Source organism: Brachybacterium sp. AOP29-B2-41 (assembly GCF_052378395.1).
Classification (GTDB): Bacteria; Actinomycetota; Actinomycetes; order Actinomycetales; family Dermabacteraceae; genus Brachybacterium.
Window position 1 is genome coordinate 457,742 of the sequence record NZ_JBQSXR010000001.1, and the last position, 25,489, is coordinate 483,230.

Genomic DNA, 25,489 nt, shown 5'->3' on the forward strand with positions numbered 1-25,489 from the left:
GTCACTGCACCTTGACGCGGCGCACGCGCTTGAGGTGATCGGTGCTGTTGCGCCCGGACATGGAGCTGCTCTTCTGGCGGTTGTTGGTCCCGACCTTCCGATCGCCCTGACGGAGATTGCCGACGGCGACCTCCGTCTCTTTCTCGAACTGGTGGCGCTTGTCGGTGTTGCGGTAGTAGCGGTAGATCCCGCCGTAGACCGCGGCGAACACCGCCGGGCCGGCGAGGAAGGGGAATGCGATGCCGATGGCTCCGGAGTCGGAGTCGGCCAGCAGCATCGTGGTCGTCGGATCGGCGGCCAGCTCAGCGAGCAGCGGGAGCATCGCATCCTCCTCGGGCAGGACCATCACAACGGGGGCAGTGGGCGGGCATCCTCTGGATCATCGTCGGCCTCATCCCATCAGGAACCAGCCGACGCCGACTGCGCCCGCTATCACCGCGGCCACCGTGCCGGCGGCGCAGGCCACGGCGAAGATCTTCGGGTGCGAGACGGGCACCGAACCCATGGTGTTGCCGTTGCGCGCGTTGACCGCGATGTAGTGCACGAGGGAGCCCTCGCCCTTCGCGGAGTCCGCGTAGCTGTACAGCCACACCGGCACGTACACCGAGACCCAGCGGGTGCCGCGCACGGCGACCCCCTCCTCTTCCCAGCGCACCCCGCGGTCGTAGCGGCCGATGGTGGGGCCTGCCTTCGCCCGGGCGATCGCCAGGAATCGGTTCTCGACCTCGTCGTCCACGTCGCGCACGTTCAGGTCACGGCGCTCCGAGGTGAAGTTCTTGAGGTAGTTCGAGTTGTAGGCGACGGCGTTCTCGGTGTCATACGGCTGCACCGCATTGAGGATGTTGTTCGTGGCCTGCTTGTTGTCCTTGACATCGAAGCGCTCGGCGGACTCCACGGTGAGGTCGTCCACCAGCAGGTCGAAGGCTCGCTGGACGGAGTACACGTCCGCGTCGTAGTAGGTCTCGGTGACGTAGTTGTCCTTCCCGACCTTCCGCCGCACCGTGTACTGGCGGGTGGTGACCTCACCGGTGCCCTGGAGGACGGCATGCATGTTCCCGTCCACCACCATGTACGGGATGTACACGCCCATCACGTTGTCGGGGACGAACTCCGATTTGAAGCGGGCGTGCGCGAAGGCTTTGCGCTTGCCCGCGAAAGCACTGATGCGCTCGATCGCCTCTTCGCGGGTGAGCTGGAAGGGCAGCACCGCATCGGGGATCGCGCCGTTGGGGATCTGGGTGTTGATCGAGAGGGTCTGCCGACACCAGTGGCAACGGGCCTGCAGCTGCTGCTCGACGTTGATGACCACCTCGGCGCCGCAGCCCTGGCACTTCAGGGTCACGGTGGTGAGGTCCTCGCGGATGTCCGCTGTGCCCGAGGCCAGGGTGTGGCCGCGCAGCTCCGCGATCGAGGAGTCCAGCCCGAAGGCCCGCTCCGCGTTCTCCTCGTTCCAGGTGTGTCGGCAGTAGGAGCAGAACAGCGCCTTCGCGCTCAGCGAATAGTGGATGTCCGAACCACCGCAGCGGGGACACTTGTTCAGCCCGTCGTCCTTGCCCGAGCTGGTGTCGATGATCCGGTTCGAGGAGTGCTTCAGCGCCGCCTCGGCCGCCCCGGCGACCGCGTCGTTCCCGAGCATCTGCTGCTGCGGGGGCTGCTGAGACTGCTTCGGTGGCTGTTGGGGCGGTCCGCCCTGCTGAGCTCCACTGTGCTGAGCGCCGCCGGGCTGAGCGCCGGCGGGCCACTGGGGCATCGCCTGCGGTGCGGCACTCGGGGCGCCCGACGGGGTGAACCGCGGGTCTCCGTCGGGCGCTGCCCCCCGTCCGGGCTGTCCGGGACGCAGCGGCTGCCCGGTCGGGGCGGGCGGGACCGGCCCGCCAGGCTGAGAAGGCCTGGCAGGCTGGTCCGGTCGCGCCCACGGCGGGCGCTCAGGAGGCACTGTCATCGCTTTGCGGGGCGCCGGCTCAGAGGCCGAGAGCGGCCTTCTTCGCCGCCTCGTAGTCCTCGTCGGAGATCAGGCCCTGATCCAGCATCTGCTTGTACTGGGCGAGCTTGGCCACCGGGTCGTCCTGCGCCGGCGCCGCCTGCTGCTGCGCCGTCTGCTGCTGAGGTGCACCCTGCTGAGGCGCGGCCTGCTGCGGGGCGCCCTGCTGGCCCGGCGGCGCCCACGGCTGGACGGGGTTGACCATGCCGCCGGCCGCGCCCATGCCCGCCCCGAACATCGCCAGACCCGCACCGCCACCGGTCTCCCCGGCGGCCTGCACGCCGCGCGCGGCGGCCTGGTTCATGAACGACTGCGAGCGGGCGCCGGAGAGGGCGTCGGCCTTCTGCACGTCCTTGAGCAGCTCACGGGTGTGCTGGTCGTACTCGATCGAGACGATCGCGGTCTTCACGATCGCGAGGCCGCGGTCGCTGGACCAGCGGTAGCCCTCTTCGACGGCGGCGGAGAGCGACTGCGCGAAGCCCACCGAATCACCCTGGATCTTGGAGATCCGGTTGCCCTTGTCGGGATCGTTCGTGTAGCGGGAGAACGCCTGCGCGAGAGAGCCGACGACCTCCTGGAACAGCTGGCTGCCGGCCTTGTTGTCCACATCGGCGAAGTCGAACACCGGAGCGTTCGCGGAGATGAAGGTGGCCGGCACGAAGTTGTGCACGAACAGCAGCGGGTCGATGATCCGCAGCGTGTACGAACCGCGGCACACGGCGCCGACCTGCGAGTTGAGGTACGCGTCGTCCCAGTAGATCTCCGACTGGGTGCCGAAGCGGTTATCCGGGATCTCCTTGAGGCTCACGTAGAAGGCGAGCTGCTGCGAGGAGGGGCGGCCGCCGAACTTGAACCGCTCCCAGGAGGTGCCGACGGTGGAGGCGAGGATGTCGCCACCGGCGAAGACGGAGCGAGCATCCGGGGAGGAGTCGTTGAACTCGTAGCCGCCGGCCTCCGTGATCAGGCCGGTCGCACGGCCATCGACCACGGTGATCAGGCCGTAGCCCTGGGGCACCAGGATCTTCGACCCGTTGGAGATGATGTTCTCCGAGCCGCGGGTGTTCGAGCCGCGGCCGGCGTTGGTGCCCCGCGGGACCGCCGGGAACAGTGCTGCCGTCTGCGGCAGACCGTTCGGAACGGTGAGGAAGTCCTTCCACTGATCGGCGAGCATCCCGCCGACCGCGCCCTTGAATGCCTGGATGAATCCCATGTCAGCTCCTTCGTTCCCCCGAGACTGTGTGATCGGGGCCATGCTATCGCGGAGCTCCCGAATGCTCCCTGGATCCTCGGGCTAGCGTCACGGAGCATGGAGCCGACGCATCGTGAGGATCCCCGGGGACTCGGGGAGGCGGCCGAGCGCCATCAGGTGTCGATCTATCTGGTCGCGATCATCGGCGGTCTGGCGCTGGGAGCGCTCCTGCCGGGCGTCTCACCCGCGCTCGAGGTCGCCGTGGAGCCCGCGATCGCGGCTCTGCTGCTGGTCACCTTCCTCGCCGTGCCTCTGCGCAATATCGGTGCCGGGCTGCGGGACGGACGCTTCCTGCTGGCCCTGCTCGCGGTGAACTTCCTGGCGATACCGCTGATCGTCTGGGCGCTCACCCGCCCTCTGGTGGGCTCCCCCGAGCTGCTGATCGGTGCGCTGCTGGTGCTGCTGGCCCCCTGCATCGACTACGTCCTGGTGTTCACCGCGCTGGCGGGCGGCGCGCCGGAGCGGCTGCTCACCGCGACTCCGCTGCTGATGCTCGCCCAGCTGCTGGCGCTGCCGGCGCTGGTGCCGCTGCTGAGCGGCGGTGCGGCGGCGGGGCTCATCGACCCGGTCCCATTCCTGCGCGCGCTGGTGCTGCTGGTGCTGCTCCCCCTGCTCGCCGCGGCCCTGCTCCAGCGCCTCGCCCCGCGCTGGGACCTCTCCCCGGCGATGGTGCCGCTGATGGTGCTGGTACTGGTACTGGTCACCGTGGTCGCTTCCCAGACCCCACACGTGCTCGGTGCGGGATCCTCGCTGCTGGCGCTGGTGCCCGTCTACCTCGCGTTCCTGGTGCTCGCGACCGCCGCCGGAATCCTCGTCTCCCGCTGCGCACGGCTGGGGGCGGCCACGTCCCGCGCCGTCACCTTCTCCGGCGCCACCCGCAACTCGCTGGTGGTGCTGCCGCTGGCCCTGGCCATGCCGTCACCGCTGATCGCCGCAGCCGTGGTCACCCAGACCCTCGTCGAGCTGCTGGGGATGGTGGTGCTGGTACGGGTTCTGCCGCGACTGCTCAGGAGCCGACCTCCGACATCCGCACCGTCGCGAGGATGAGCCGGGGCTTGGCCCGTGCGTCTCAGCCGGTGATGTCGTAGCGGGCGAGCTTCTTCTTGTCGCCGGAGCTCTGCAGGTCCAGCAGCTGGGCATAGATGCCGCCGCTCACGGCGAGCTCGGCCGGGGAGCCGATCTCATCGATGCGCCCGTCGCTCAGGGTGATGATCCGATCCACCCCGGCGATTGTGGAGAGGCGGTGGGCGATGATCATCGAGGTGCGCCCGGTCATCAGCTCCTCGAGCCCCTTCTGCACCTGGATCTCGGCCTTGGTGTCCAGGGCGGAGGTGGCCTCGTCGAGCACGAGCACGGGGGCGTCCTTGAGCATCGCGCGGGCCACCGCGATCCGCTGGCGCTGCCCGCCGGAGAGCTTGAGCCCGCGCTCCCCGATCACCTGCTCGTAGCCGGCCGGGAAGCGGCGGATGAAGGTGTCGGCGTTCGCGCGACGGGCCGCGTCGACGACCTCCTCCTCGCTCGCCTCGGGCCGCCCGTAGGAGATGTTGTCGCGGATGCTGCCGGAGAACAGGGAGGCGTCCTGGAAGACCACCCCGATACGGGAGCGCAGCTGGTCCAGCGGCAGGTCCGCGCTCGGGTGGCCCACCACCTCAATGCTGCCCCGGCGCGGCTCGTAGAGACCCAGCAGCAGGTTCACGATGGTGGACTTGCCGCCGCCGGACTCCCCCACCAGGGCGATCTTCTCGCCGCGCTCGACCGCGAAGTCGATCTCGTGCAGCACGTCCTCGCCGTCCTCATAGGCGAAGGACACATCACGGAACGCGACCACGGGCGCACCGGGCACGGGCTCGATCGCCGGCGACACGGTGAGCACAGCCGCCGGTGCCGCGGCCTGCACGGTCGACAGCGCACTGTCGCCGGCGCGCTCGTCGGCCCGCTCGTCGGCCGCGGCGGTGCCGCTCGCGTGGCCCGCATCCGCAGCATCCGTCGGCCGCGCCGCCATCACCGCGGCGGTGCGGGGATCCACGGGGGTCTCCATCACGCGGAAGTAGTCCTTGGAGCCGGCGATCGCGCGCTGGGCGGAGTCGATCACCCAGCTCATCGACTCCACCGGGGCCTTGGCCATGGCCATCAGCTGGATCAGCAGCACCATCTCGCCGAGGGTGAACTGCCCCTGGACGGTGCGCACGAAGATGATCACGTAGATGCCGAAGAAGATGAGGTTCAGGAACGCCCGACGGATCACGTCCATCCGGTGCCAGTGCGTGGACTGCGCACGCGTGGTGGCGTCGGTGGAGCGGAAGCGGCGGGAGAAGTCCGCGAGCTCCCCGCGCTCGCGCACGAAGGACTTCACCACCCGGATCTGCCCGACCACCTCGGCGAAGCGGCCCGAGGCGATGTCGATCTGCTCGTTCTTCTCCCCCTCCAGGCGCTGCCACTTCACCGAGGTCAGCGAGGTCAGCCACACGTAGACGGGGAACACGATCAGCAGCAGCACCGTGAGCGGCCAGGCGTAGTAGGCGCTGATCGCGAGCACCGCGGCGGTGGTGATCAGCATCGACGCGAAGGAGTTCGACATCATCTTCGTGAAGTTCGTGATCTCGGTGATCGAACGGTTCAGCCTCGCCACGATCGTGCCGGTGATCTCGCCGTCGAACCAGCGCTGCGGCAGGTGGAGCAGCTTGTCGTAGTAGCGCACCGAGAGGATCGTGCGCATCCGGTTGCTCATCACGTCGCCGAACCAGCCGCCGACGTTCGAGATCACGGTGACGGCCAGCTCGGCCACCAGCACCGCCACGGCGATGAGGATGACGGTGCGCACGGCGGTGCCGGTCGCGCCCTGCCCGCCCACGGCGCCCGCGACGGTGTCGGTCGCGTGACCGATCAGGAAGGGGACCGCGAGGCCCGCGACCGCGGTGAGCACGGAGCAGGCGATGATCGCGATGTACAGCGGGGCGAGAGCACGGGTGAAGCGGACGATGCGCAGCAGGGATGTCACCAGGTCAGCCTAGGCGGGGTCCCGAGCGCTGACCACGTGCTTCTGCTCTCCCCTTCCTCGCAGGTATCCCCTCTGAGCTGTCGCTGCGACCTCTCCCAGGCGACAGCTCAGAGGGGATACCGAGGAGTACGTGACCGCTCAGGCTCAGTCCGATTTCGGGCCCACCACGCCCAGCAGCACGCCGAGGGAGGTCCTCTCCCCCGCTCGCCGTCGTCGCAGCACGCCGCTTGCCAGCGCGTAGGGCACCAGCATCACGAAGCCGACGGCGCTGAGCAGCAGGATCGCGACCACGATCGAGCCGTCGCCGTCGGACCCTTCGGCGCCGGTGCGGGCCACCAGCAGGGCGGCGGCGATATTGCGCTGGGAGGTGAGGATCGCGGGTCCGTCATGGACGGTCAGGGTGTCCCCGGCGAGGTCTCCGGCGATGCGGCCGGTGAGGAAGGCGAGCGCCACCAGGCCTGCCGCGACCAGCAGCACCGGTGAGAGCAGCAGATCCAGCACCAGGTGGCTGTTGGCTCCGAAACCGGAGAGGAACATCAGCACCGCGGAGATCGCGGCGACGCCGCCGGCGGTGCGGGCGAACCGGTCGGCCCACCCCGGCCAGACGGCCGCGATGACAATGCCCGCGATCATCGGGGAGAGCATGGTGCCCAGCAGCAGCTGCGCCACCGCCCAGCCCTGCACGGTCACGTCCTGGAGCAGGAAGGGCACCACCAGCGGCATGAACAGGATCGAGCCGAGCAGCAGCACCGCCATCGGGCCAGCGGTCTCGCCATAGGGGATGCGGGCCATCGCGCCGAGCTGCAGCACGAAGGGGGCTCCGGCGGCGCACAGAGCGATGATGAAGCCCTCCCCGGTCTGGTGCGGAAGCAGGTCCTTCAGCAGCCAGATCAGCAGCGTGCCCACGGCGGGGACCACCACGAAGTTCGCGCCGAGCACCGCAAAGACGGTGCGGCGGTCCCGCAGCTGCTTGCGGAAGGCGCGCAGCGGGGTGCGCAGGCCCATCGACAGCATCGAGGCGATCGCGAAGATCGGCACGCTGATCTGGATCAGCAGGCCGAACAGGGATTCGATCGTGTGCACCCCGAAAGGCTACGCGGGCTGACTGGACAGGGGTCAGATCCAGCCGTTGTCCGAGGCGGTCCTCACGGCTTCGGCCCGGTTGGTGATCCCGAGCTTCCCGATCACGGCGGAGAGGTGGTTGCGCACGGTGCCCTCGGAGAGGAAGAGGCTCCGCGCGATCGACGCGGTGGTGCCGCCGGCGGCGACAGCCTGCAGCACCTCGGTCTCCTTGGCGGTCAACGGGCTCGCGCCGACGGCGAGGGATTGCGCGGCGAGCTCGGGGTCCACCACCCGCAGCCCCTGGTCCACGCGGCGCACCGCGTCGACGAGCTGCTCGACGGGGGTGTCCTTGACCATGAAGCCGTGTGCCCCGGCCTCCATGGTGCGGCGCAGGTAGCCGGCCCGGCCGAAGGTGGTCAGCACGATGATCCGCGGTGCGCCGTCGCTCCCCCGCAGAGCCTCGGCGACCTCGATCCCATCCGCGGGACCCTCCTCGCCCTCGGCCGTGACGCCGGCGGGCATCTGCACGTCCAGCAGCAGCACATCGGGGCGGTGCTCGGCCACCGCCGCGAGGGCGCCCGCCCCGTCGGCCGCCTCCCCCACCACCTCGAGGTCGCTCTCCAGGCGCAGCAGCGCGACCAGGCCCGAGCGCAGGATCGCCTGATCGTCGGCGACCACCAGGCGGATCATGCCGCCGCTCCCATGGTCGCGGTGAGGCGGGTCCCGGTCTCGGAGGAGCGGACCTCGAGGCGCCCGCCGGCGAGCGCGATCCGTGCCTCGAGGCCGCGCAGCCCGGAGCGGTCCGCTCCCTGGGGGATGCCGACGCCGTCATCCTCGATGCTCACGGAGTCCTCGCTGACGCTGATCTCGGCTCGGGTGGCGCGGGAGTGGCGCACGATGTTGGTGACCCCTTCGCGGATCACGTAGCCGAACAGTTCGGCGAGGTCGTCGTGCAGCGGGGGCAGGGCGGTGGGGACCTCGGCCTGGATGCCGACCGTGGACAGCACGGTGCGGGCCGACGCGATCTCGGTTGCGGCGCGGACGTGCTGCATGCCGGAGGCGGTGGCGCGGACATCGGCGAGGGCCTGGCGCACCGTGGTTTCGATGTGGACGAGCTGCTCGCGGGCCGCCTCGGGATCGGAGTCCAGGAGCCTGCGGGCGAGCTGCGCGGAGATGGTGAGGGAGGTCAGAGAGTGACCGACGAGGTCGTGCAGGTCACGGCCGATGCGTTCGCGCTCTGCAGCGACGGCGAGCACGGCGTTGCGGTGCTGGGCGGCCTCGAGCTGCCCTTGCAGGAGCTCCTGGCGGATGCCGTAGCCGATGCCCCAGGACATCAGCATGCCCGTCAGGGCGAGGCCGGCGGCCACGTACACCCCGGTGACGATCGCGAGCACCATGACGGCGAGGCTCATCGCCACCATCGTCGGCACCGCCCACTTCCACGGCAGCAGAAGCACATGCGTCATGGCCTGGAACATCACCATGAACAGCACGTTCAGGCCGAGGAACGGGATGAGCACGAGCAGCAGCCCGGTACACAGGGCGAACCAGGCCAGCCGCACCCGCAGCGGGTACAGGCTGATGCCGCAGCAGTACACGAAGACCACGGCGTAGACCAGCAGCAGCCCGGTGACGACGGCGGCTCCGGGGCCCGGGTTCTGGATCCAGGCGAAGGCGACCGGGATCGCGATGAACAGGACGGGGGCGAGGGAGTAGGTGAGCCCGCCGGATTCGAGCGCGGCCCGGTGGAGCGCACGCGGGGTGAGGAGACGGGACGCCGGATCCTGCTCCTGGCTGCCGCGCACGCCGGTGCCCCACGTCGTCGCCTCGAGAGTTCCCATGGCGGCCATTGTGTCAGCGACGCTTCAGCCCCACGGCGCGGCGCAAGCTGAACGCGCACAGCACGCCGAGCACCAGGGTCCAGGCGCCGATCACAAGCAGGCCGGTCGCCGGCAGCTCCCCGCCGTACATCGACCACTGCCCGAGTCGCGAGATCCAGTAGGTGGGCATGGCGTGCCCGATCTGCTGCATCCAGCTCGGGAACGTCTCCAGCGGCATCCACAGCCCGCCGAAGATCGCCATCGCCATCATGGTGACCACGCCTCCCGCCATCGCCGCGCCGCCCTTGAGGACCATGCCCAGCACAAGGCCGATGAGGATGGTGGGCAGCAGTCCCAGCCACAGCACCACCAGGGTGGTGAGGAAACTTCCGGGCGCCACCTCGACGCCGGTCGCGATCCCGACCACGCCCACCGCGAACAGCGCGGGGAGGATCACGGCGCTGGCAGCCATCACCGAGCCGGCCAGGAAGGAGCGCGGGGACAGCCCCGCGACGATCAGCTGACGCAGGAAGCCGTTGCGCTGGTCCTCCTGGATCTGGGTGCCGGCGGTGACGGCAGCGCCGAGCCCGCCGTAGGCGGCCATGTTGACCATGATCATCCCGCGGGCGGTCCCTTCGGCCTCATCGCCGAACATCATCCCGAACAGCAGGTACATCCCCACCGGCATCGCGATCGTGAACACCATGAACATGACGTTGGTGACGGTCATTCGCGTGGTGTGCAGCGCGTAGCGCACGGTGCGGGTCGCGGCCGACGGGGCGGCGGCGGTGCGCGGCGCTGGCATCCCGGCGGCGGCGGTGGAGGTGAGCGTGGTGGCGATGGTCGGCGAGGTCATGACGGAGCTCCGTTGATCGGTGATGGTTCGGGCGGCCGACGTGGCGGCGGCGTGGCTCATCGCTGGTCTCCCTCGTGGTCGGTGATGCGCAGAAAGGCTTCCTCGAGCCCGGGTGCGGAGACCAGGACCTCGTGGGCATCGGCGGCGAGGGGCGAGGTGAACAGCGCCCTGAGCACGGCGTCGGAGTCGGAGCAGACGGCACGCACGCGGCGGGGATCCGTCTCGTCGGCCGTGGCGCTCTCGACGCCGGGCAGTGCGGCGATCTGTGCGGGCTCCGCACCGCGCAGGGTGATCACCCGGCCTGCGACGACGGCGCTGATCTCGGCGCCGGTGCCGTCGGCGACCACCCGGCCGCGGTCCATGACGATCACGCGGCGAGCCTCGCGCTCGGCCTCGTCGAGGTGGTGGGTGGCGAAGACGACGGTGCGACCGGTCGCGGCGACGTCCCGCATCTGGTCCCAGAAGGCGCGGCGAGCGCCGACGTCCATCCCGACGGTCGGTTCGTCCAGCAGCAGCACCTGCGGGTCGCCGAGCAGGGCGATCGCGAAGCGGACCCGCTGAGCCTGCCCGCCGGAAAGCGCCCCCATCTTGCGCTTCACCAGGTCTTGGATGTCGGCCTGGGCGATCACCTCGGCCATGGGCATCGGGTGGGCCTGCAGGGAGTGGAGCATCCGCAGCATCGAGCGGACGGACTGGTCGGGCAGCAGCGCGCCGGCCTGGAGCATGGTGCCGATCAGTCCGGTGCGGGTGGCGGTCGCGGGTTCGGTGCCGAGCACGCCCACGGTGCCGGCGTCGGGCGTGGCGAGGCCGACCATCATCTCCATCGCCGTGGACTTGCCGGCGCCGTTGGGGCCCAGCAGGGCGACGATCTCCCCGGGTTGGATCTCGAGGTCGAGGCCGTCGAGAGCGCGGACGCTCCCGTAGTGCTTGGTGAGCCCGCGCAGGCTGATCGCAGCGGTGGCGGCAGCGGCGGGGGTGGTGGAGGCGGGTTCGGCAGCCGTGGCGGAGGCGGTGGTCGTGGTCATGGCTCCAGGCTTCCGCAGCGGCGGCCCCCGCCCCAGTCCCCGCGGTCATGACCGGGCCATGACAGTCGTCATGACCTCGTGCGGCTAGTCTGGATCGGTGCTGATCAGACAGGTGCGGCCCTTCAACGCCGCCACGGGAGAGGCGCCGGCCCGCCCGGTGGACCTGCGGCTTCGCGACGGGGTGATCACCGAGCTCGCCACCGACCTCCGAGCTGCTCCCGGCGAGGAGATCCACGAGGCCGCCGGCGCCCTCGCGATCCCCGGCCTGTGGGACCAGCATGTCCATTCCGGCCAGCTCGCCCAGGCCCATGCCCGCCTGGACACCTCCGGGGCGGGCAGCGTGGGCGTGATCCTCGAACTGGTGCGGGCCGAGCTCGCCGCACGTCGTGACTCCGCCCTCGATCCCGCGCAGGCGCTGATCGGCTTCGGGCACCGCCTGGTGGACTTCGCGGTGCAGCCGACGGTGCCGGCGCTCGATGAGGCCACCGGCGCGGTGCCGACCGTGCTGATCGGCGGGGATGCGCACCATGCCTGGCTGAACTCCGCCGCGCTGCGTGCCCTGGGGATGCCGCCGCGGGACGGGATCGTCGCGGAGGAGGAGTGGTTCGTGATCGCCCCGCGCCTGCCCGAGCTGCCAGGGGTCGCCGAGTCGGTGGCCACGGGCGCGGCGATGCTGCAGCGTCAAGCCCTGCAGCGCGGCGTGGTGGGCATGACGGACATGGAGTGGGGCCGGCCGTGGGAGGAATGGCTGCACCGCGCAGCCCGGATGCGGATCCGCACTGCCGTCTACCCCGAGGAGCTCGCTGCGGCACCCGGCCCGACGGGCACGGTGCTCGATGAACTGGGCCTGGTGACGATGGGGCCGCTCAAGGTGATCGTGGATGGTGCCCTCGGCTCGCATTCGGCCTACACCCGTGACGCCTACACCGACGGCCACGGCTATGCGGGGCGCGGTGTCCTCAGCGTCGGCCCCGAGGCGCTCCGCGAGGTGCTGACCAGGGCGACGTCGCAGGGTCTAGCCGCCGCGGTCCATGCGATCGGGGACGCCGCCGCGCAGGTCGCGCTCGATGCGATCAGGAGCGTCGGCGTCGAGCGCGCCCGGATCGAACATGCGCAGATGCTCACCGATGACGACATCGACGCGATGGCCGCGCTAGGCGTAATCGCCTCCGTCCAGCCCGCGCATCTGCTGGACGACCGGGACGCGACCGAGGCGATCTGGCCCGGGCACGGCACCCAGGCCTTCCGGCTGCGGGACCTGCTGGACGCCGGAGTGCCGCTCGCCCTCGGCTCCGATGCGCCCGTCGCACCGCTGGATCCCTGGCTCGCGATGGCCGCCGCCGTGCACCGCAGCGCAGACGAGCGCCCGGGCTGGCATCCCGGCCAGCAGCTGCAGCCCCGCGAGGCCCTCGCCGCCTCCACCGACGAGATCACGTCCCTGCAGGTGGGCGGCCCAGGAGACATCGTGCTGCTCGAGCACTCACCCTTCGCCGACGTCCCACTCGGCGCCGACGGGCTGATGGTCGACGCCGCCGCTCGAGAGGCCTCCGAGCTGTTGCAGGAGACCACGGTGCTCGCGACGATCGTGGCAGGGCGGCTCGAGTCCCAACTCTGAACCGCCGGGAGGTCACCTCCGCGCGATCACTGCCCGATCAGCATCGCGGCGGCCAGCAGTAGGTCGACACTGTCACCCTGGTCGGCTACATGACCAACAACTGCATCCTCGCCTCCGCCGTGGAGGGCGAGGGCCTCGGGTTCACCACCGAGGTGCTGTCCGACGCCACCAGCGCGATCAATATCGCCAACGACGCGGGCTTCGCCTCCGCCGAGACGGTGCACCGCACGATCATGGCGGTGCTGAACTCGAACCTGGCCGCGGTCGTGACCACCGAGGCCTGGACCGAGGCGCTCTCCGCTCAGCAGCCGCTGCCCAAGAGCGACCTGGGCACCTCCGCCGTCATGGGCGCCCAGCAGGCCGCCGGCGCCTGAGCCCTTCGCTCAGCGGCGCCTCCGCAGCTGGTCCGCGGTCACGATCACCACCGGCACCAGCAGGACCAGTGCCAGGCCCGAGAATCCGATCCCGGCGAGGATCAGCCCGGCGAGCGCGCCGCCGGTCGCCCCGGCAAGGTTCATCAGCAGGTCCGAGGTGCCCTGCACGGCCGGGCGCTGCGCAGTGGGGACGGCGCCGCTGACCAGGGTCGACCCGGCCACGTTCGACGCGGACCAGCCGAGGCCCAGCAGTGTGAGCGCGACCGCGACCAGCGCGTTGCTCTCCGCGCCGACCGCCGCGATGAGCATCGCGGCGGCGAGCATGGCCTGACCGCCGAGGATCACGGCACGCCCGCCGATCTTGTCGGTGAGGATCCCGAACACGGGCGAGAGCCCGAACATCCCCGCGACGTGGAGGCTGATCGTGATGCCGACGATCGACAGGGACCCGCCGTGGCCCATGAGGTGGATCGGCGTCATCCCCATCAGTGCCACCATCACGGCGTGACCGAGGGCGACGGCGAGCACGGCGCTGCGGGCGGTCGGGTTGGCGCGCAGAATCGCGAGACCGCGCGCCGCCCGACGCTCCGGCCCGGCGGGCACCACTCGGTGCGGGCCGAGCGCCAGCAGCAGCGGATCCGGCCGCAGCGCGATCGCATACAGCAGCGCACCCGCCAGCTGAGCTGCAGCGGCGATGACGAACCCTCCGCTGAGCGCAGGCAGCCCGAGGGCGATGCCGAGGGCGTCGCTGGGCTCGGCGAGGTTCGGGCCGATCACCGCGCCGAGGGTCGTGGACCAGACCACGAGGGACAGGTCCCGGCCGCGGGTCGCCTCGGTCGCGAGGTCGGTCGCGGCGAAGCGCGACTGGAAGTTCAGGGCGGAGCCGATGCCCATCACGGCCATGCTGGGCAGCAGCAGGGCCGGGCTGTCGAGCGCCGCGGCGACGGTGACTGCGAGGGCGCCGAGCGCGGCGAACAGGGCGCCCGTGGTCAGCGAAACCCGTCGGCCGCGACGGCGTGCGAGCATCGCGAGCGGGATCGCGAAGACCGCGGCACCGAGGGTGTTCATGGTCGCGGCCATCCCGGACCAGGCCTCGCTGCCGGTCACCGCGGCGACCAGCAGCGCGCCCATGCTGAACGCCGCACCGACGCCGAGGCCGGAGACGATCTGTCCCGCGATGAGGATCGCGAGAGTGCGCCGCTGGACCCGGCAGCGCTCGAGATCATCGAGGATGGCTGCGGGCACAGGTGCCGTCATCGCGCCACGTGCCGCGCCTGCGCGATGAGCACCGCCTGCAGCGGCAGGCGCCCCCACGCGATCGCGCGCTTCCGGGGCCGGGCGTGGCGCCAGTCGTAGGCCATCTGCAGGTTCGCGGGGAACACCGCGACGAACAGCGCCGCTGCGGCGATCCCGCCCAGCCGTCGGGTGCGCGGCACGGCGAGCAGCCCGGCGATGCCGAGCTCCGCCACCCCGGAGGCGTAGGTGTAGGTCCGCGCCGGGCCGGGCAGCGCCGGTGGGACGATGCTGTCGAAAGGCTCGGGCCGGGCCAGGTGCAGGATCCCCGCTCCGCCGAGCAGCGTCGCCAGGCATCCGGCGGTCTTCCTCGCGTGGGTCACCCTTCAGATCCTGTGTCCGGCAGGACGGCCTTCTGCGCACCGATGATCTTGAAGCCCACTGGAGCATCGTCATGCTCCGCGATGACCACGACGTCCTCCCCGTCTCGGGCGAGGTCGACGCGGGGGAACCGGCCCTCATGCTCGGGGAGCACCGTCGCCGCCCACGTCTCGCCGCCGTCTCGGCTCGCCCACACGCACGCCCCGAAGGCCGAGGCGGTCCGGCTCCACCCGGAGGCGAGCAGCGCCCCGCCGCCGAGGTCGGTGAGCATATCGCGCTGTTCCTGGTCCGAGGACAGGTAGGTCCGTGTGCAGCTCCCGTCCGCAGCGAGGACACCGTGATACACCCTGTCATAGCCTGCCGCTAACACATGCACGGCGTCCCCGACCAGGTAGGGGAAGCCGAAGTTGAGGCCCGGCGGGATGTCTTCGATCACCCGCGGCGTCCAGACACCGACCGTGAGGACGAATGTCGCGGCACGATTCAGACCGTGCTCGGCCACTGCCGTCCCCAGGCCGATGAGGACTCCGTCGACAGAGGTGACGGTCGTGATGTATCCACCTCCGCCGAAGGCGGGATCCTCCGAAGGCGAGTCGGGGCCCGATCCGACCTGTTCCCAGGTGAGCCCGTCCGAGGAGGAGAGGACCTTGATCCCGCCCAGGGCTGATCCGTCCTGGTCCGCGATGGTGCCAGCACCGGACAAGTAGCTGGTCTCGCCGACGATGGAGGTGCTTCCCAGCATGTAGAGCCCGGGGATCTCGAGCCCTTCGGTGTCGACCCACTCGCCGTCGCCCCGGGCCAGGGAGAGGAGTTGTCCGTTGCCGTCCTCGTCCTCTTCCCGGCCGGACAGGATCTCCACCCCGTCCGGCAGCCGATGGACCCGGCCCCAGTCCCATTCCTCCACCTGCTGGGGGAAGTCCTCGGCGAGGACGAATCCGCCATCGCGGATGCTCACTCCGAGGTTGCTGGCGACGGAGGTCGAGCTATGTGTGCTCGACTTGTCGACGAAGCTCCGGTAGCCCTGGATCACGGCATCGATACCGTTGTGCACATCGTGTATCAGTCGGATGTAATTCCGACCGATTGTGAAGGGCAGCCCCAGTGCGAGGGATCCGCCACCGCCCTCACGGGCGTAGGTGCTCGTCTCACCCAGCAGGATCTGGCTGTCGGGGGTCGCCGCGCCGTGGGTGAGGGTGTGCCCGACGAAGTCGCCCATGTCTGAGACCGTCCACGTCCCCTCAGCGGACCGGGTCGCGCAGCGGCAGTCGTCTTCGAGGATGGCCGCGAAATGGACAGTCCCGGTCTTCGCGTCGACCACCGCCGGGGACGCACCGAATGACCCCCAGTCGATGGGATCGTCCACGGGGATCTTCTCGCCGCTCCTCGTCCATCCGTCCAGGCCGAACGCCGGTAATGGGATCTCCTCCTGCGTGAAGGAGGTGCCGTCGGGGCTCACCCAGGCCGTCGGTCTCATATACGCGCCGTCATCCGATGCCGGCTCGTGGCTCCCGATCACCACGAAGCCCTCGCCGAAGGGAGAGACCGACATGGCGACGGCGTCCTTCCCGTCGTCGGGAAGCACCTGAGGCTCTGCCCAGGTGGCGCCGGAGTCCTGAGAGGCCAGGATCGCGGGCGCCTCCGTGCCGGCGGCGTCCCTCGCGGTCACCAGCAGCACGATCGCCGCGTTGTTCCGTGCGACGTCCAGCACTTCCCACTCAACACCCTCGGGCACCTCCAGTGCGGTGAGAGCGGCAGCCGTGCCGTCGGCGGGCAGCTCCCAGACGGCGACGGTGCGCCCGTTGACGGCGGAGGCCACGATCCCGCCGCCGAAGGCCGCGATCTCCCGGTCGATGCCGGTGACCTCGACCGCTGTCCAGTCGGCGAGGTCCGCGGAGCTCCACAGCTGCTGCCGATGCTCGGCGTCCACGACGGTCGAGGCGAGGACTCCGACCGTGGCCGCGTGGCGGTCGACGGCGAGCCCCGTCGTCGCCGGATCGATCGGGACCGCGATGCCTCTCGGCTGCTCGCGCGTGATCACGAAGAGATCCCGCTCCTGGGCGAGAGTCCGGCTCACGAGCACCGCCAGAGGGTGTTCGTCCGTCGGCGAGATGTTCCAGGAGTCCTCGAGCATGGGCTGCTCGGGCAGGAGCTTCTCGTCGGTCGTCATCGGCTCGAAGTTCAGGGTGGGCGCGGACAGCTCCTCGGGAGGACCGTCCCGCTCCGGGTCGCATCCTGCCAGTCCGAGCGGCACCAGGAGAGCGCCGGAGAGCAGCACGGAGCGGCGAGCGGGGCGGAGCGGGACGGTGCGGGGCGGGACGGTGCGGAGCGTGGAGCGCGAGGCGGTCATCCTGAAATCTGACCACATTCGTCCGGCGATCGGGACAGCTTCTGGTGAATCGCATCATGACTGTGACGGCCGACGGCTGCCCCTCGATTCACTCCCCGGCCCTGAGCACTTCTGACCTGGCCCCGACGATTCGGTATCCCCGGGGCACGTCCTGCTCGATGGCGAGCACCACCACGTCCTCGCCGTCCTCGGCGAGATGGACCCCGGGGAAGCGGCCCTCGCCGTCAGGCAGGAGCGTCGCGGTCCAGGTCCCGGCTCTTACGGGCACCGTGGGCAGCAGGGCCTCGGAGATGGTCAGCGGCGCCAGCGTGACCGTCGCGCGCGGAGGCGGTTCCTCCTCGGCACCCTGCCCTCTCTCCGGGCGACGAGAGTTTTCCCCAATCCGCTGGTCACCACGCCTTTTCCTCGCTCGTCGAATATTCGCTCGCACTCCGCCGACGTCCCGTCATACACTGTCCCCGGTTCCGCGTGGAGCCCTGAGGGAAGGAGGAGCTGATGGTTGTCACCGTGCTGACCCCTGCAGTCCTCCCTTCCGCCACGACCTGCTGAGCAACTCGCAGGTCCTCCCTCAGGAGACCCCTATGGCCACGTCCTTCGACCAGGACGCCTTCTTCGCCCACGCCATGTTCACCGCCACCATCGCCGAGCTCGACGAGGATCAGCGCTGGTCCACCTGGCCCGAGACCGCCCGCACCATCGACCGTGGCCCGCAGCCCTTCCCCGACTGGGTCGTCCAGCACGACGGCGCGATCGACACCGAGCTCGGGATCCTCAAGACCGGCAAGGAGGCCGACGCCTTCCTGCTCGAGCGCGCCCTGCCCGAGGGGCTCCGGACCGGCGCTCCCGGTGAAGCAGTGCTGATGGTCGCCAAGCGGTACCGCTCCCCCGACCACACCACCTTCCACCGCAGCAGCTCCTATACCGACGGGCGCCGCATCAAGGACAGCCGCGAGGCCCGCGCGATGGCCAAGGGCACCGCCTTCGGCAAGCAGGTCGCTGCGGCCCAGTGGGCCCGTACCGAGTTCGACATGCTCGGTCAGCTGTGGGAGGCCGGGCTGCCGGTGCCCTATCCGGTGCAGCTCGTCGGCACCGAGCTGCTGATGGAATTCATCGGCACCGACGACGAGCACGGCGCGGTCGCCGCCCCTCGCCTGCAGGAGACCAGTCCTGACACCGCGACCATCACCCGCTGGGCGGAGCAGCTGCGGGGCGCGGTGCTGGACCTCGCCCGCCAGGGGCTGGTCCACGGCGACCTCTCCCCGTACAACATCCTCGTCGACTCTCGGCAGAACGAGCCCGATCCGGTGATCATCGACGTCCCGCAGGTGATCGACCTGATCGCGAACCCGAATGGCACAGAGTTCCTGCGCCGTGACTGCGTCAATGTGTGCACCTGGCTGCGGGCGAACGGGGCGCCGACGGCGCTGAGCGATCCCGAGGAGTGGTGCGCCGCCGCCGGGCAGGCACTGCGCTGACCGAGCCGTAGGAAACGTGCGCCACCGAGCCCGGAACAGCACAGTTCCTACGTCTCGTTCAGTCCTACGTCTCGTTCAGTCCTACGTCTCGATCAGCCCCGTCGTCGCGGCTGCCACCAGCGCCGCCGGCGGGGCTCGGCCACCGACTCCTGCGGAGCCGTCTGCTCCGCCACCGATGTCGGCGCTGCCGCCCGCAGCTCCCGCCACCGCTGCGCCGCGTCGTCCGGATCCCAGGCCGGGGCGAGCATCCGCTGGAAGGGGTTCTCACGCCGGTCGCGGTGGACCCGCTCGGTGAAATCCTCGGCGTAGGCGCGGGCCGCGCGCTCGTCCGTCAGCGCGGCGAGGGTCTCCTCGCGCTGCTCGAACTCCTTGCGCAGCAGCACCACCACCGGCAGCAGGGCCTGGCTGTCGATCTCGCCGCTGGCCAGGCGCTGGTTGATCCACCAGTCCGGATCGTGGGTGGCCGGCAGGTTCAGCGGCTTCCCGGCGCCGGGGAGGTTGTCGAAGTCCCCGCGCCGCGCGGCCTGCTCGATCGCAGATTCGACGCGCGCGACGTCGGGCGCCATCACCGGCCCGAGGGTCCTCGGGTCGACGGGCTCAGGGTCGACGGGCCCCTCCGGTGCCGAGCTCAGGACTGCCCGCCCTCCTCGGCGAGCCGGACGAGGCGGTCGATCGAGGCCATCAGTCTCTCCGCAGTCATCAGGCGAGCCTTGGCCAGGCGCTTCTCCTGCTCGGGGGGCAGCGCGGTGAAGTCGTAGGTGTGGGTGACGCGCGTGCGACCGTCCTCGAGCGGCTCGAGCTCCCAGCCCCACTGGTGGCCGGCCGGCTGCTCGCCGTGCGGTGCCGGGCGCCAGGCGATCTCGCGCCCCTCGGCGAAGGCGACGATGTGGTTGTCGCGCACCCCGCCGTTCTTATTGGTCATCACGAAGAGCTCGCCCACGGCATGGACCCGCTGGCCGGGCGCGGCCTCGGCGAGGTTGTCGTTGCCGTCCCAGCGGGGCTGCTGCGAGGGATCGGCGATCAGCGCGAAGATCGCGCTGGCCGGTGCGTCGATCTCACGGGTCGCGGTGACGATGCCTTCGAGGTCCTGGCTCATGGCTCCATCGTGCCTCATGGCTCGAGCGTGCCGCCAGAGGAGGTGGTGTCGTCGAAGACGTCGATCGAACCGGCGTAGTTCGCGACCCAGACCCGGCGCTGGGTGGGCTCGTAGGTGATGCCGATGGGGTTCTTGCCCACCTCGACGCTCTGGATCTCCTCCAGGGTCGCGGTGTCGAACTTGGAGACGGTGTTCGCGTAGTAGTTCACGACGTACAGCGCGAGGCCGTCCGGGGAGATCGCCATAGTGCGCGGCTCGCGGCCGGTCGGCGCGGTGCGCAGCACCTCGCCGGTGGCGGCGTCGAGCTCGAGCAGCTCATCGCTGCCGGAGACGGTGAGGTACATGCGCGTCGCGTCGGGCGAGAGCACCAGATGGCGGGGCTTGCGCCCGGTCTCGAGCACCAGCTCGCTCTGCCCGGTCTCGAGGTCGACCTTGTACAGCTCATCGGCGTACATCGCGGTGACATAGGCGGTGCGGTTGTCCGGCAGGATCACGCTGCCGCGCGGAGCGGCGTCCACCGGGATCTCCCGGACCTCCTCCCCCGCCTCGAGGTCGAGCACGGAGACGGTCTCATCGCACCAGTTCGAGACCAGCGCGGTGCTGCCGTCGGCGGAGAGGGAGATGAACTTCGGGACCCGTCCCACCTCGATCACCTGGTCCCACTCACCGGCGGCGATGTCGAGGCGGAACACTGCGGAGCGCCCGATCTCTTCACCACCTGCGCAGTCGTCGGTGGCAGCGGCTCCTTCGCCGGGGCCGCGCAGGCGGTACTGGGAGACGTAGGCGTACTTCCCGTCGAGAGAGAACACCGCCTCCACGGGCGCTCCCTCCGTCGTCCCGGCGCGGTCCGGATACCCGAACTCGGCGAGATCCACGGTGTCGGCCACGGTGTTCGTGAGCTCGAGGGATTCGGCGTCGTAGAGCGTCGAGGAGTGGCTGTACATCATGTTGTTCGCGATGACGGTGCCGGCCGGGCTCGCGACCACGGACTTCGGGGTGATGTCCCCGGTGATCCTGTCCAGGTGGGTCAGGCGGGTGGTGTTCGAGGGTTCGCCGGGCGGCAGCTCGGAGCCTGCGGCCGATGTCCCGCCGTCGGGCCCCGCGACGCTGGTCACCAGCCCTGCGACCATGCCCCCGGCCATCACCAACGACAGGATCGCGATGGCGATCGTGAACTGGTGATGCGGTCGCTCGCGCCGGGGCCTCCTGCGGTGCTTCGCCTGCACGCTCATCGATCGTCCGCTCCCATGCGGCCGAACCTAGCCCGACAGCCGCCGCCGAGCGGGAGGCGGCGCGGCGTGTCGGAGGTTCGGGGCTCAGACTCAGAGCGCGGGACGCCCCTGCAGCACCAGCTCCCGATAGAGGGCGCGGTAGCCGAGCTTCTCGTTGATCTGGATCATCCAGGGATTCACGTGCGAGTTCCAGGTGACCAGGCTCCGCAGCTGCGGCGCGCGCTCGCCCAGCTGACGGTGGGTGGCGACCTTGAGCGCGAGGCCCAGCCGGTGCCCGCGGTGCTCGGGCATCACCAGGGTGTTCTCCTGCCAGCCGAGGGTGCTGTCCGCAGCGGTGTGCACGTGGACCTCGGAGTTCCCGGCGAAGCTGCCGTCGGGTGCGATGGCCACTGCGGTGATCCGTAGCGTCCCCGCCTCGCGCATGCGGCGCTCGCTCTCGCGGATCCGCTCCGGGGTGTACTCGGGTGCCTCGTGCTCGACGTCCTCGTCGGGTTCATCGAGCTCGAGCTGGCGCAGCAGCAGGCCGTAGGTCTCGAGGTGCTCCTCGGGGATCTCCCCGTCCCACACCTCGACCCGGTACTGGCCGATCTTCTCCGCAGCCTCGGCCTGCAGCATCTCCAGCAGGGAGGCCTCGAGCGGCAGTGCCAGCGCCCGGCAGACGGCGAGGTTCTTGCGGGTGATCCCGAGCCGGCGGGCGAGCCGGTTCACGGGCTCCTCGGGGCTGTCGGGGTCGCCCTCGGATGGGACCTCGCCATAGCCCTCGACCAGGGTGCGGCCGGACTCGCGGATCGCGGGCAGCAGCACCTCCTCGACCAGCGCAGTCGCGATCCCCTGACCGCGGAAGGCGGGATGCACCGAGACCCCGACGGAGATGGTCTCGAGGTTCTCCTGCAGCGGCATGAAGGTGTTCGCTCGGCCGACGAGCAGCTCGCCGCCCTCGATCACCTCGGCGATCGCCACCCAGCGCCGCACCATCCAGTACGGCGACTCGCTGAACTGCGCCCGCAGCTGCTCCCGGGTGAGGGCCTGACTGCCGCCGTAGGTGTGCTCGTCCAGCGCCCTCCCGAGCGCGAGGTACTGGTCGAGCTCGAGATCGGAGGTGGGGTCCAGGGGTCGGATCATCACATGCATGCGGAAAGCAGACCACACCAGATCCGTGCTGGTCGACGGAATATTCTCGGCAGCGCTTGACTCTCCCCCTGGGACAATCCGGAACGTGGTGCTCACCGGGAGAGACCCGGAGCCCGGGGACCGGGCGAGAGATGACGGAGGATGGCATGGACGAGACGCTGGTGAGCATCGGGGAGCTGGCCGCCGCGAGCGGGCTGAGCCCCAAGGCGCTGCGCCTCTACGCCGAATCGGGACTGCTCGTGCCCCGACGCGTCGACCCCTTCACCGGCTACCGCTCCTACGGCGGTGACCAGGTCGAGCGGGCGCGGCTGATCGCCGCGCTGCGCGGCCTCGGGATGGGGCTCGCGCGCATCGGCGTGCTGTGCGATCTGGACAGCGATGCCGCTGCCGCGGAGCTGCGCTCCTGGTGGCGGCAGGAGGAGGCCGACGCCCTCTCCCGTGCCGCGTCCGTCCGCTCACTCGCCCGTGACCTCGGGGAACGTCCGACGGAGGACATCATGACCACTTCCACCCTCACCCCTCGCACCGCCTCGGCGCTCCATCAGGGCCTCGTCCGAGGCGCTCAGCAGGACGCCGTGCTGGTCCGTGAGCTGCCGGGCGGCCGCACCCTGCTCGCCGTCGCCGATGGCTTCGGCAGCACTGATGGTCTCGGCAGCGCAGATGGCCTCGCCTCACAGATCCTCGCCGCGTTCGCGGCGGCGCTCTCGTCGGCCCTCGAGGCCGATCCGTCGGCCGCGCCGCTGGCTGCCCTCGAGACCGCCTGGGCCGCCGCCGAAGCCCTGGTGCCGGCCGACGGCGACGCCGGCTCGACCCTGACCGCGGCGCTGATCGACGGCGAGAAGCTCCACATCGCGCATCTCGGCGACACCCGGGTGGTGCTGGTGCGCGGCGAGCAGGTCGACGTGGTCACGCAGGATCACACCCGTCTGCGCTCGCTGGTCGAGGCGGGCAGGCTCTCCCCCGAGGAGGTCGCCGCGCATCCGGATCGCGCAGTGCTGAACCGGGCGCTGGCCGCGGGCGCTCCCACCGCGCCAGATCTGCTGGTACGCCGCCTCGCCCCGGGCGATCTGGTGCTGGTCGCGACCGACGGACTGCACGCCGTCGTCGACCCGTCGGCCCTGGCGGAGACGCTGGTGGAGGCGCTGGAGAACAGCCGCGACGACGTCGACGCGCTCTCCGCCCGGCTGGTCGACCTCGCCCTCACCGCCGGCGCCCCGGACAACATCGCCCTCGCGCTCGCACGGCTCTGACGGCGCCGATTCAGCGCCCGGCGCGGACCAGGCGGATCACCCCGACGACAACCGCCGCGACCATCACCGCAAGCCCCGCGGCGATCAGCGGCGCCCCACCGGTCTCCAGCACCGACCAGGCGATCCCCAGGTAGACCACCACCATCGCGAGCAGCGTCCAGACCATCATCCGCTCCCCTTCGCGGTAGATGGCCTGGGCGTTGCGCGTGGTGATCTCGAGCGGATAGTTGAAGGCCCGCGGCCGCGTCGACAGCGCGGCGAAGCCCAGCGACAGCAGCAGCATCACGCCGGCGAGCACGAGGATCGACCACTTCGGCCCCCAGTCGTCGGCCTCGCCGCGGGCGTCGAAATGGGTCGCCACCGTGTCCGGGAGGGAGGGGTAGCGCACGAGCAGCCAGGCCGTGATGCCGACCGTCGACAGCACCGCGAACCACCGCAGCGCCCTGGTGATGGGGCCGGTGGTGTAGGTACGGACGGGGCGCTGGGACTTACTGATGATCGTGCTCATGGTGCCCTTCACGCTACCGACGCCGTCCCGGCGCCCGCCTCCGCCTATCGTCGAGGGCTGCGCCGCGCACGGTGAGAGCGTCGGACCCCGCGATCTGGTTCGACATCCGCCCCCACCCCCTCCCGCGCCTCATGCCGCAGCGCATCGCCGAGGTAGGGCAGGGAGAACTCGACGAAGCCGCGCCCGGCGGGGCGGATCAGCTCCTCCTCGATGAGGCGCTCGCGGTAGGTGGACTGGTTGCGCGGGTCGATGCCCATCCGTGCCGCGATGTCGCCGACGGCGGAGAGCCCCTCGTCCGCGAGCATCGCGTGGAGGTACTCGCGCTTGCGGGGGCTCAGCCCGCGCAGCGCCGGGCCGTGGACGTTCTTGATCATCGCCGCGACCACGGCGTCGCGCCCGCCGCGCACGTCCTCGATCTCGATCGTGTCCGCCTCGCCGCTGTTCTGCCAGGCCTTCGAGCCGACGAGCTGGATCAGGTAGGGGTACCCCCGCGAGATCTCGCCGGCCAGCACTGCAGCCTCGGGGGTGATCGTCTTCGCGGTGTCGGCGACGGTCATGCGAATCGCCTCCGCCGCGGTGCCCACATCCACGCTGCCCACCTCGATCCGGTGGGCGCGGCGCAGGAAGGTGGTGCGCTCATGGTCCAGCAGCGCATCGACCCCCGGCCTCACCCCGGCAGCGATGAAGGCGACGGCATGGCCGGACCCGATGAGGTCCTGCACGTGCTGGGTGAGGGCATGCAGCTGATCACGCTCGACCGACTGCAGCTCATCGAGGGTGATCAGCAGCCCTCCGCCATCCTCATCGGTGAGCTGGGCCAGTCGGTCGAGCACCGTGGAGAGCACCTCCCCCTCCCCCTCGTAGCGCTGGATGACGTCGCGCGAGGCGTTGACGTTGAAGGCCCCGGCGGAGGTCAGCCGCGAGGTCTCTGCGTCAGGGTCCATCTCCCTCAGGTGCGCGATGGCCTGGCCCCGCAGCTCCTCGACCAGGGAGGTCGAGGAGGTGTGCAGCCGCAGATCCGTCCATCCGGCGTCGAGGGCCAGCTCCCGGAACTCGGTGAGCAGCACGGTCTTGCCCGAGCCGCGCGCACCCGAGATGAGGATCGCCCTCGCCTCGGGCACGTTCCCGGCCAGCGCCGCGGTGAACTCCTCGATCGCGAGGTCGCGCCCGGCGAGGATCATCGGGGTGAGCCCGAAGCCGGGGGTGAAGGGGTTCGCGGAGGTCGCACGGATCGACGGGGGCGTGGAGCGGTTCATCGGATGGGGTTCATCGGGTGGGGCGTCGCCATGGAGCCATCGTGCGCTGTATGTCGCTGTATGTACAGGGGTCGGGTCATCCCCAGAGGATTGGGTCGCGAGCGCTCGTCGCTGGCGGTGCGCGACAGCGTGCTCCCGGATCTCGCCCTCGCCCTCGCCCTCGCCCTCGCCCTCGGCGTCACCGGAGCGATTCACATAGAGCCTGGCCGCACCATTCCCCCCTAACGCGAGTTATCCACATTTACGCGGCCCGTCTTGACAAATCCATTTCTCTCCGAGAAGTTCCGGAACTTTTTTGAGCTCAGCGCAATCCCACTTACCGTGCGCGGTCCCGCCCGCTCTATGCCGTTCCGCCCCCACAATATGGGCCCGTGAGCACAGAGAAATCCCGACCGCCGAGAACAGTTCCTGCAGGCCACGCTGCCAGAATCGTCGATGGGCGCAGCCCTTGCGACCCAGCATGTCAGCCACGGGCGAGACCGCCCGCCGCACCACCGCTCGCGACCGTTCCTCCACACACATGGGTTATCCACAGATTCATCCCCATTTCGTGCTGACCCTTCAGTAGGCAGGGCTTGGGAATTAGTATTGGGGAATATT

At 70.4% G+C, this 25,489-nt stretch carries 23 protein-coding genes and 1 pseudogene; 5 read left to right on the plus strand and 19 right to left on the minus strand.

The features are described from left to right. Window position 1 precedes the first annotated feature (1 nt). The 3 genes from ACT3T9_RS02095 to ACT3T9_RS02105 all read right to left on the minus strand — a co-directional run bounded on the left by ACT3T9_RS02095 (window position 2) and on the right by ACT3T9_RS02105 (window position 3,191). Complete coding sequence (locus ACT3T9_RS02095; RefSeq protein WP_441445271.1) at window positions 2–322, minus strand: hypothetical protein; 321 nt, start codon at window positions 320–322, stop codon at window positions 2–4. Between the two features lie 69 nt (window positions 323–391). Next, window positions 392–1,636, minus strand: a complete 1,245-nt coding sequence (locus ACT3T9_RS02100) for a TFIIB-type zinc ribbon-containing protein (protein WP_441445270.1) — start codon at window positions 1,634–1,636, stop codon at window positions 392–394. Between the two features lie 325 nt (window positions 1,637–1,961). Next, complete coding sequence (locus ACT3T9_RS02105) at window positions 1,962–3,191, minus strand: SHOCT domain-containing protein (RefSeq protein WP_444605862.1); 1,230 nt, start codon at window positions 3,189–3,191, stop codon at window positions 1,962–1,964. Window positions 3,192–3,287: 96 nt separating this feature from the next. Between ACT3T9_RS02105 and ACT3T9_RS02110 the strand changes: the two genes are divergently transcribed. Continuing rightward, window positions 3,288–4,277, plus strand: coding sequence for an arsenic resistance protein (locus tag ACT3T9_RS02110; RefSeq protein ID WP_444605863.1), 990 nt, complete (start codon window positions 3,288–3,290; stop codon window positions 4,275–4,277). 22 nt (window positions 4,278–4,299) lie between these two features. On the opposite strand, the gene ACT3T9_RS02115 is transcribed toward ACT3T9_RS02110, so the two are convergent. The 6 genes from ACT3T9_RS02115 to ACT3T9_RS02140 all read right to left on the minus strand — a co-directional run bounded on the left by ACT3T9_RS02115 (window position 4,300) and on the right by ACT3T9_RS02140 (window position 10,991). Next, on the minus strand, window positions 4,300–6,228 hold the full coding sequence (locus ACT3T9_RS02115) for an ABC transporter ATP-binding protein (RefSeq protein ID WP_444605864.1): 1,929 nt from the start codon (window positions 6,226–6,228) through the stop codon (window positions 4,300–4,302). A gap of 144 nt (window positions 6,229–6,372) precedes the next feature. Further along, window positions 6,373–7,311, minus strand: a complete 939-nt coding sequence (locus ACT3T9_RS02120; protein ID WP_442332891.1) for a Na+-dependent transporter — start codon at window positions 7,309–7,311, stop codon at window positions 6,373–6,375. Window positions 7,312–7,344: 33 nt separating this feature from the next. Next, a complete protein-coding gene (locus ACT3T9_RS02125; protein WP_444605865.1) occupies window positions 7,345–7,980 on the minus strand; it encodes a response regulator in 636 nt (211 codons plus the stop codon). After that, window positions 7,977–9,131, minus strand: a complete 1,155-nt coding sequence (locus tag ACT3T9_RS02130) for a sensor histidine kinase (RefSeq protein ID WP_444605866.1) — start codon at window positions 9,129–9,131, stop codon at window positions 7,977–7,979. The genes ACT3T9_RS02125 and ACT3T9_RS02130 overlap by 4 nt, the downstream gene beginning before the upstream one ends. A gap of 13 nt (window positions 9,132–9,144) precedes the next feature. Next, entirely contained in the window at window positions 9,145–9,966 is an 822-nt protein-coding gene (locus tag ACT3T9_RS02135) for an ABC transporter permease (RefSeq protein ID WP_441445262.1), read from the minus strand. Between the two features lie 56 nt (window positions 9,967–10,022). Continuing rightward, entirely contained in the window at window positions 10,023–10,991 is a 969-nt protein-coding gene (locus tag ACT3T9_RS02140; protein WP_444605867.1) for an ABC transporter ATP-binding protein, read from the minus strand. 97 nt (window positions 10,992–11,088) lie between these two features. Here ACT3T9_RS02140 and ACT3T9_RS02145 point away from each other — a divergent pair, with 97 nt between their 5' ends. Further along, a complete protein-coding gene (locus ACT3T9_RS02145; RefSeq protein ID WP_444601192.1) occupies window positions 11,089–12,606 on the plus strand; it encodes an amidohydrolase in 1,518 nt (505 codons plus the stop codon). A 74-nt stretch (window positions 12,607–12,680) separates the two neighbouring features. Further along, window positions 12,681–12,980 (plus strand): annotated as a pseudogene (locus ACT3T9_RS02150) (cysteine hydrolase); the annotation flags it as partial. A 9-nt stretch (window positions 12,981–12,989) separates the two neighbouring features. Here the strand turns inward: ACT3T9_RS02150 and ACT3T9_RS02155 are convergent. From ACT3T9_RS02155 to ACT3T9_RS02170, 4 genes are all read right to left on the minus strand, one after another. Then, window positions 12,990–14,225 carry an MFS transporter gene (locus ACT3T9_RS02155; protein ID WP_441445259.1) on the minus strand — a complete coding sequence of 412 codons (1,236 nt, stop codon included), beginning with the start codon at window positions 14,223–14,225 and terminating at the stop codon, window positions 12,990–12,992. A gap of 8 nt (window positions 14,226–14,233) precedes the next feature. Then, complete coding sequence (locus tag ACT3T9_RS02160) at window positions 14,234–14,596, minus strand: DoxX family protein (protein ID WP_441445258.1); 363 nt, start codon at window positions 14,594–14,596, stop codon at window positions 14,234–14,236. Continuing rightward, entirely contained in the window at window positions 14,593–16,941 is a 2,349-nt protein-coding gene (locus ACT3T9_RS02165; protein ID WP_444605868.1) for a hypothetical protein, read from the minus strand. The genes ACT3T9_RS02160 and ACT3T9_RS02165 overlap by 4 nt, the downstream gene beginning before the upstream one ends. 88 nt (window positions 16,942–17,029) lie before the next feature. Further along, complete coding sequence (locus tag ACT3T9_RS02170) at window positions 17,030–17,209, minus strand: hypothetical protein (RefSeq protein ID WP_441445256.1); 180 nt, start codon at window positions 17,207–17,209, stop codon at window positions 17,030–17,032. A 313-nt stretch (window positions 17,210–17,522) separates the two neighbouring features. Here ACT3T9_RS02170 and ACT3T9_RS02175 point away from each other — a divergent pair, with 313 nt between their 5' ends. Next, a complete protein-coding gene (locus ACT3T9_RS02175; protein WP_444605869.1) occupies window positions 17,523–18,416 on the plus strand; it encodes a serine protein kinase RIO in 894 nt (297 codons plus the stop codon). Between the two features lie 92 nt (window positions 18,417–18,508). Here ACT3T9_RS02175 and ACT3T9_RS02180 read toward each other — a convergent pair whose 3' ends face one another. The 4 genes from ACT3T9_RS02180 to ACT3T9_RS02195 form a co-directional block, all read right to left on the minus strand. Continuing rightward, window positions 18,509–18,982 (minus strand): J-domain-containing protein, encoded by a 474-nt coding sequence (locus tag ACT3T9_RS02180; RefSeq protein ID WP_444605875.1) that lies wholly within the window; start codon window positions 18,980–18,982, stop codon window positions 18,509–18,511. A 62-nt stretch (window positions 18,983–19,044) separates the two neighbouring features. Continuing rightward, entirely contained in the window at window positions 19,045–19,512 is a 468-nt protein-coding gene (locus ACT3T9_RS02185) for an SRPBCC family protein (protein WP_441445253.1), read from the minus strand. A gap of 14 nt (window positions 19,513–19,526) precedes the next feature. Then, window positions 19,527–20,744 carry a YncE family protein gene (locus ACT3T9_RS02190; RefSeq protein ID WP_441445252.1) on the minus strand — a complete coding sequence of 406 codons (1,218 nt, stop codon included), beginning with the start codon at window positions 20,742–20,744 and terminating at the stop codon, window positions 19,527–19,529. A gap of 90 nt (window positions 20,745–20,834) precedes the next feature. Next, a complete protein-coding gene (locus ACT3T9_RS02195) occupies window positions 20,835–21,866 on the minus strand; it encodes a GNAT family N-acetyltransferase (protein ID WP_442332697.1) in 1,032 nt (343 codons plus the stop codon). Window positions 21,867–22,021: 155 nt separating this feature from the next. On the opposite strand from ACT3T9_RS02195, the gene ACT3T9_RS02200 reads away from it, so the two are divergent. After that, window positions 22,022–23,125 carry a MerR family transcriptional regulator gene (locus tag ACT3T9_RS02200; protein WP_444605870.1) on the plus strand — a complete coding sequence of 368 codons (1,104 nt, stop codon included), beginning with the start codon at window positions 22,022–22,024 and terminating at the stop codon, window positions 23,123–23,125. A gap of 10 nt (window positions 23,126–23,135) precedes the next feature. Here ACT3T9_RS02200 and ACT3T9_RS02205 read toward each other — a convergent pair whose 3' ends face one another. Next, entirely contained in the window at window positions 23,136–23,633 is a 498-nt protein-coding gene (locus ACT3T9_RS02205) for a DUF1648 domain-containing protein (RefSeq protein ID WP_441445249.1), read from the minus strand. 44 nt (window positions 23,634–23,677) lie between these two features. Beyond that, complete coding sequence (locus ACT3T9_RS02210; protein ID WP_444605871.1) at window positions 23,678–24,889, minus strand: ATP-binding protein; 1,212 nt, start codon at window positions 24,887–24,889, stop codon at window positions 23,678–23,680. Window positions 24,890–25,489: the final 600 nt, after the last annotated feature.

Bases quoted from the DNA above. Each gene is read 5' to 3' on its own strand.
- ACT3T9_RS02095 (WP_441445271.1), bottom strand. From the start codon at position 322: ATGCTCCCGCTGCTCGCTGAGCTGGCCGCCGATCCGACGACCACGATG.
- ACT3T9_RS02100 (WP_441445270.1), bottom strand. From the start codon at position 1,636: ATGCTCGGGAACGACGCGGTCGCCGGGGCGGCCGAGGCGGCGCTGAAG.
- ACT3T9_RS02105 (WP_444605862.1), bottom strand. From the start codon at position 3,191: ATGGGATTCATCCAGGCATTCAAGGGCGCGGTCGGCGGGATGCTCGCC.
- ACT3T9_RS02110 (WP_444605863.1), top strand. From the start codon at position 3,288: ATGGAGCCGACGCATCGTGAGGATCCCCGGGGACTCGGGGAGGCGGCC.
- ACT3T9_RS02125 (WP_444605865.1), bottom strand. From the start codon at position 7,980: ATGATCCGCCTGGTGGTCGCCGACGATCAGGCGATCCTGCGCTCGGGC.
- ACT3T9_RS02130 (WP_444605866.1), bottom strand. From the start codon at position 9,131: ATGGGAACTCTCGAGGCGACGACGTGGGGCACCGGCGTGCGCGGCAGC.
- ACT3T9_RS02135 (WP_441445262.1), bottom strand. From the start codon at position 9,966: ATGACCTCGCCGACCATCGCCACCACGCTCACCTCCACCGCCGCCGCC.
- ACT3T9_RS02140 (WP_444605867.1), bottom strand. From the start codon at position 10,991: ATGACCACGACCACCGCCTCCGCCACGGCTGCCGAACCCGCCTCCACC.
- ACT3T9_RS02165 (WP_444605868.1), bottom strand. From the start codon at position 16,941: ATGACCGCCTCGCGCTCCACGCTCCGCACCGTCCCGCCCCGCACCGTC.
- ACT3T9_RS02175 (WP_444605869.1), top strand. From the start codon at position 17,523: ATGGCCACGTCCTTCGACCAGGACGCCTTCTTCGCCCACGCCATGTTC.
- ACT3T9_RS02180 (WP_444605875.1), bottom strand. From the start codon at position 18,982: ATGGCGCCCGACGTCGCGCGCGTCGAATCTGCGATCGAGCAGGCCGCG.
- ACT3T9_RS02185 (WP_441445253.1), bottom strand. From the start codon at position 19,512: ATGAGCCAGGACCTCGAAGGCATCGTCACCGCGACCCGTGAGATCGAC.
- ACT3T9_RS02190 (WP_441445252.1), bottom strand. From the start codon at position 20,744: ATGAGCGTGCAGGCGAAGCACCGCAGGAGGCCCCGGCGCGAGCGACCG.
- ACT3T9_RS02195 (WP_442332697.1), bottom strand. From the start codon at position 21,866: ATGATCCGACCCCTGGACCCCACCTCCGATCTCGAGCTCGACCAGTAC.
- ACT3T9_RS02200 (WP_444605870.1), top strand. From the start codon at position 22,022: ATGGACGAGACGCTGGTGAGCATCGGGGAGCTGGCCGCCGCGAGCGGG.
- ACT3T9_RS02205 (WP_441445249.1), bottom strand. From the start codon at position 23,633: ATGAGCACGATCATCAGTAAGTCCCAGCGCCCCGTCCGTACCTACACC.
- ACT3T9_RS02210 (WP_444605871.1), bottom strand. From the start codon at position 24,889: ATGAACCGCTCCACGCCCCCGTCGATCCGTGCGACCTCCGCGAACCCC.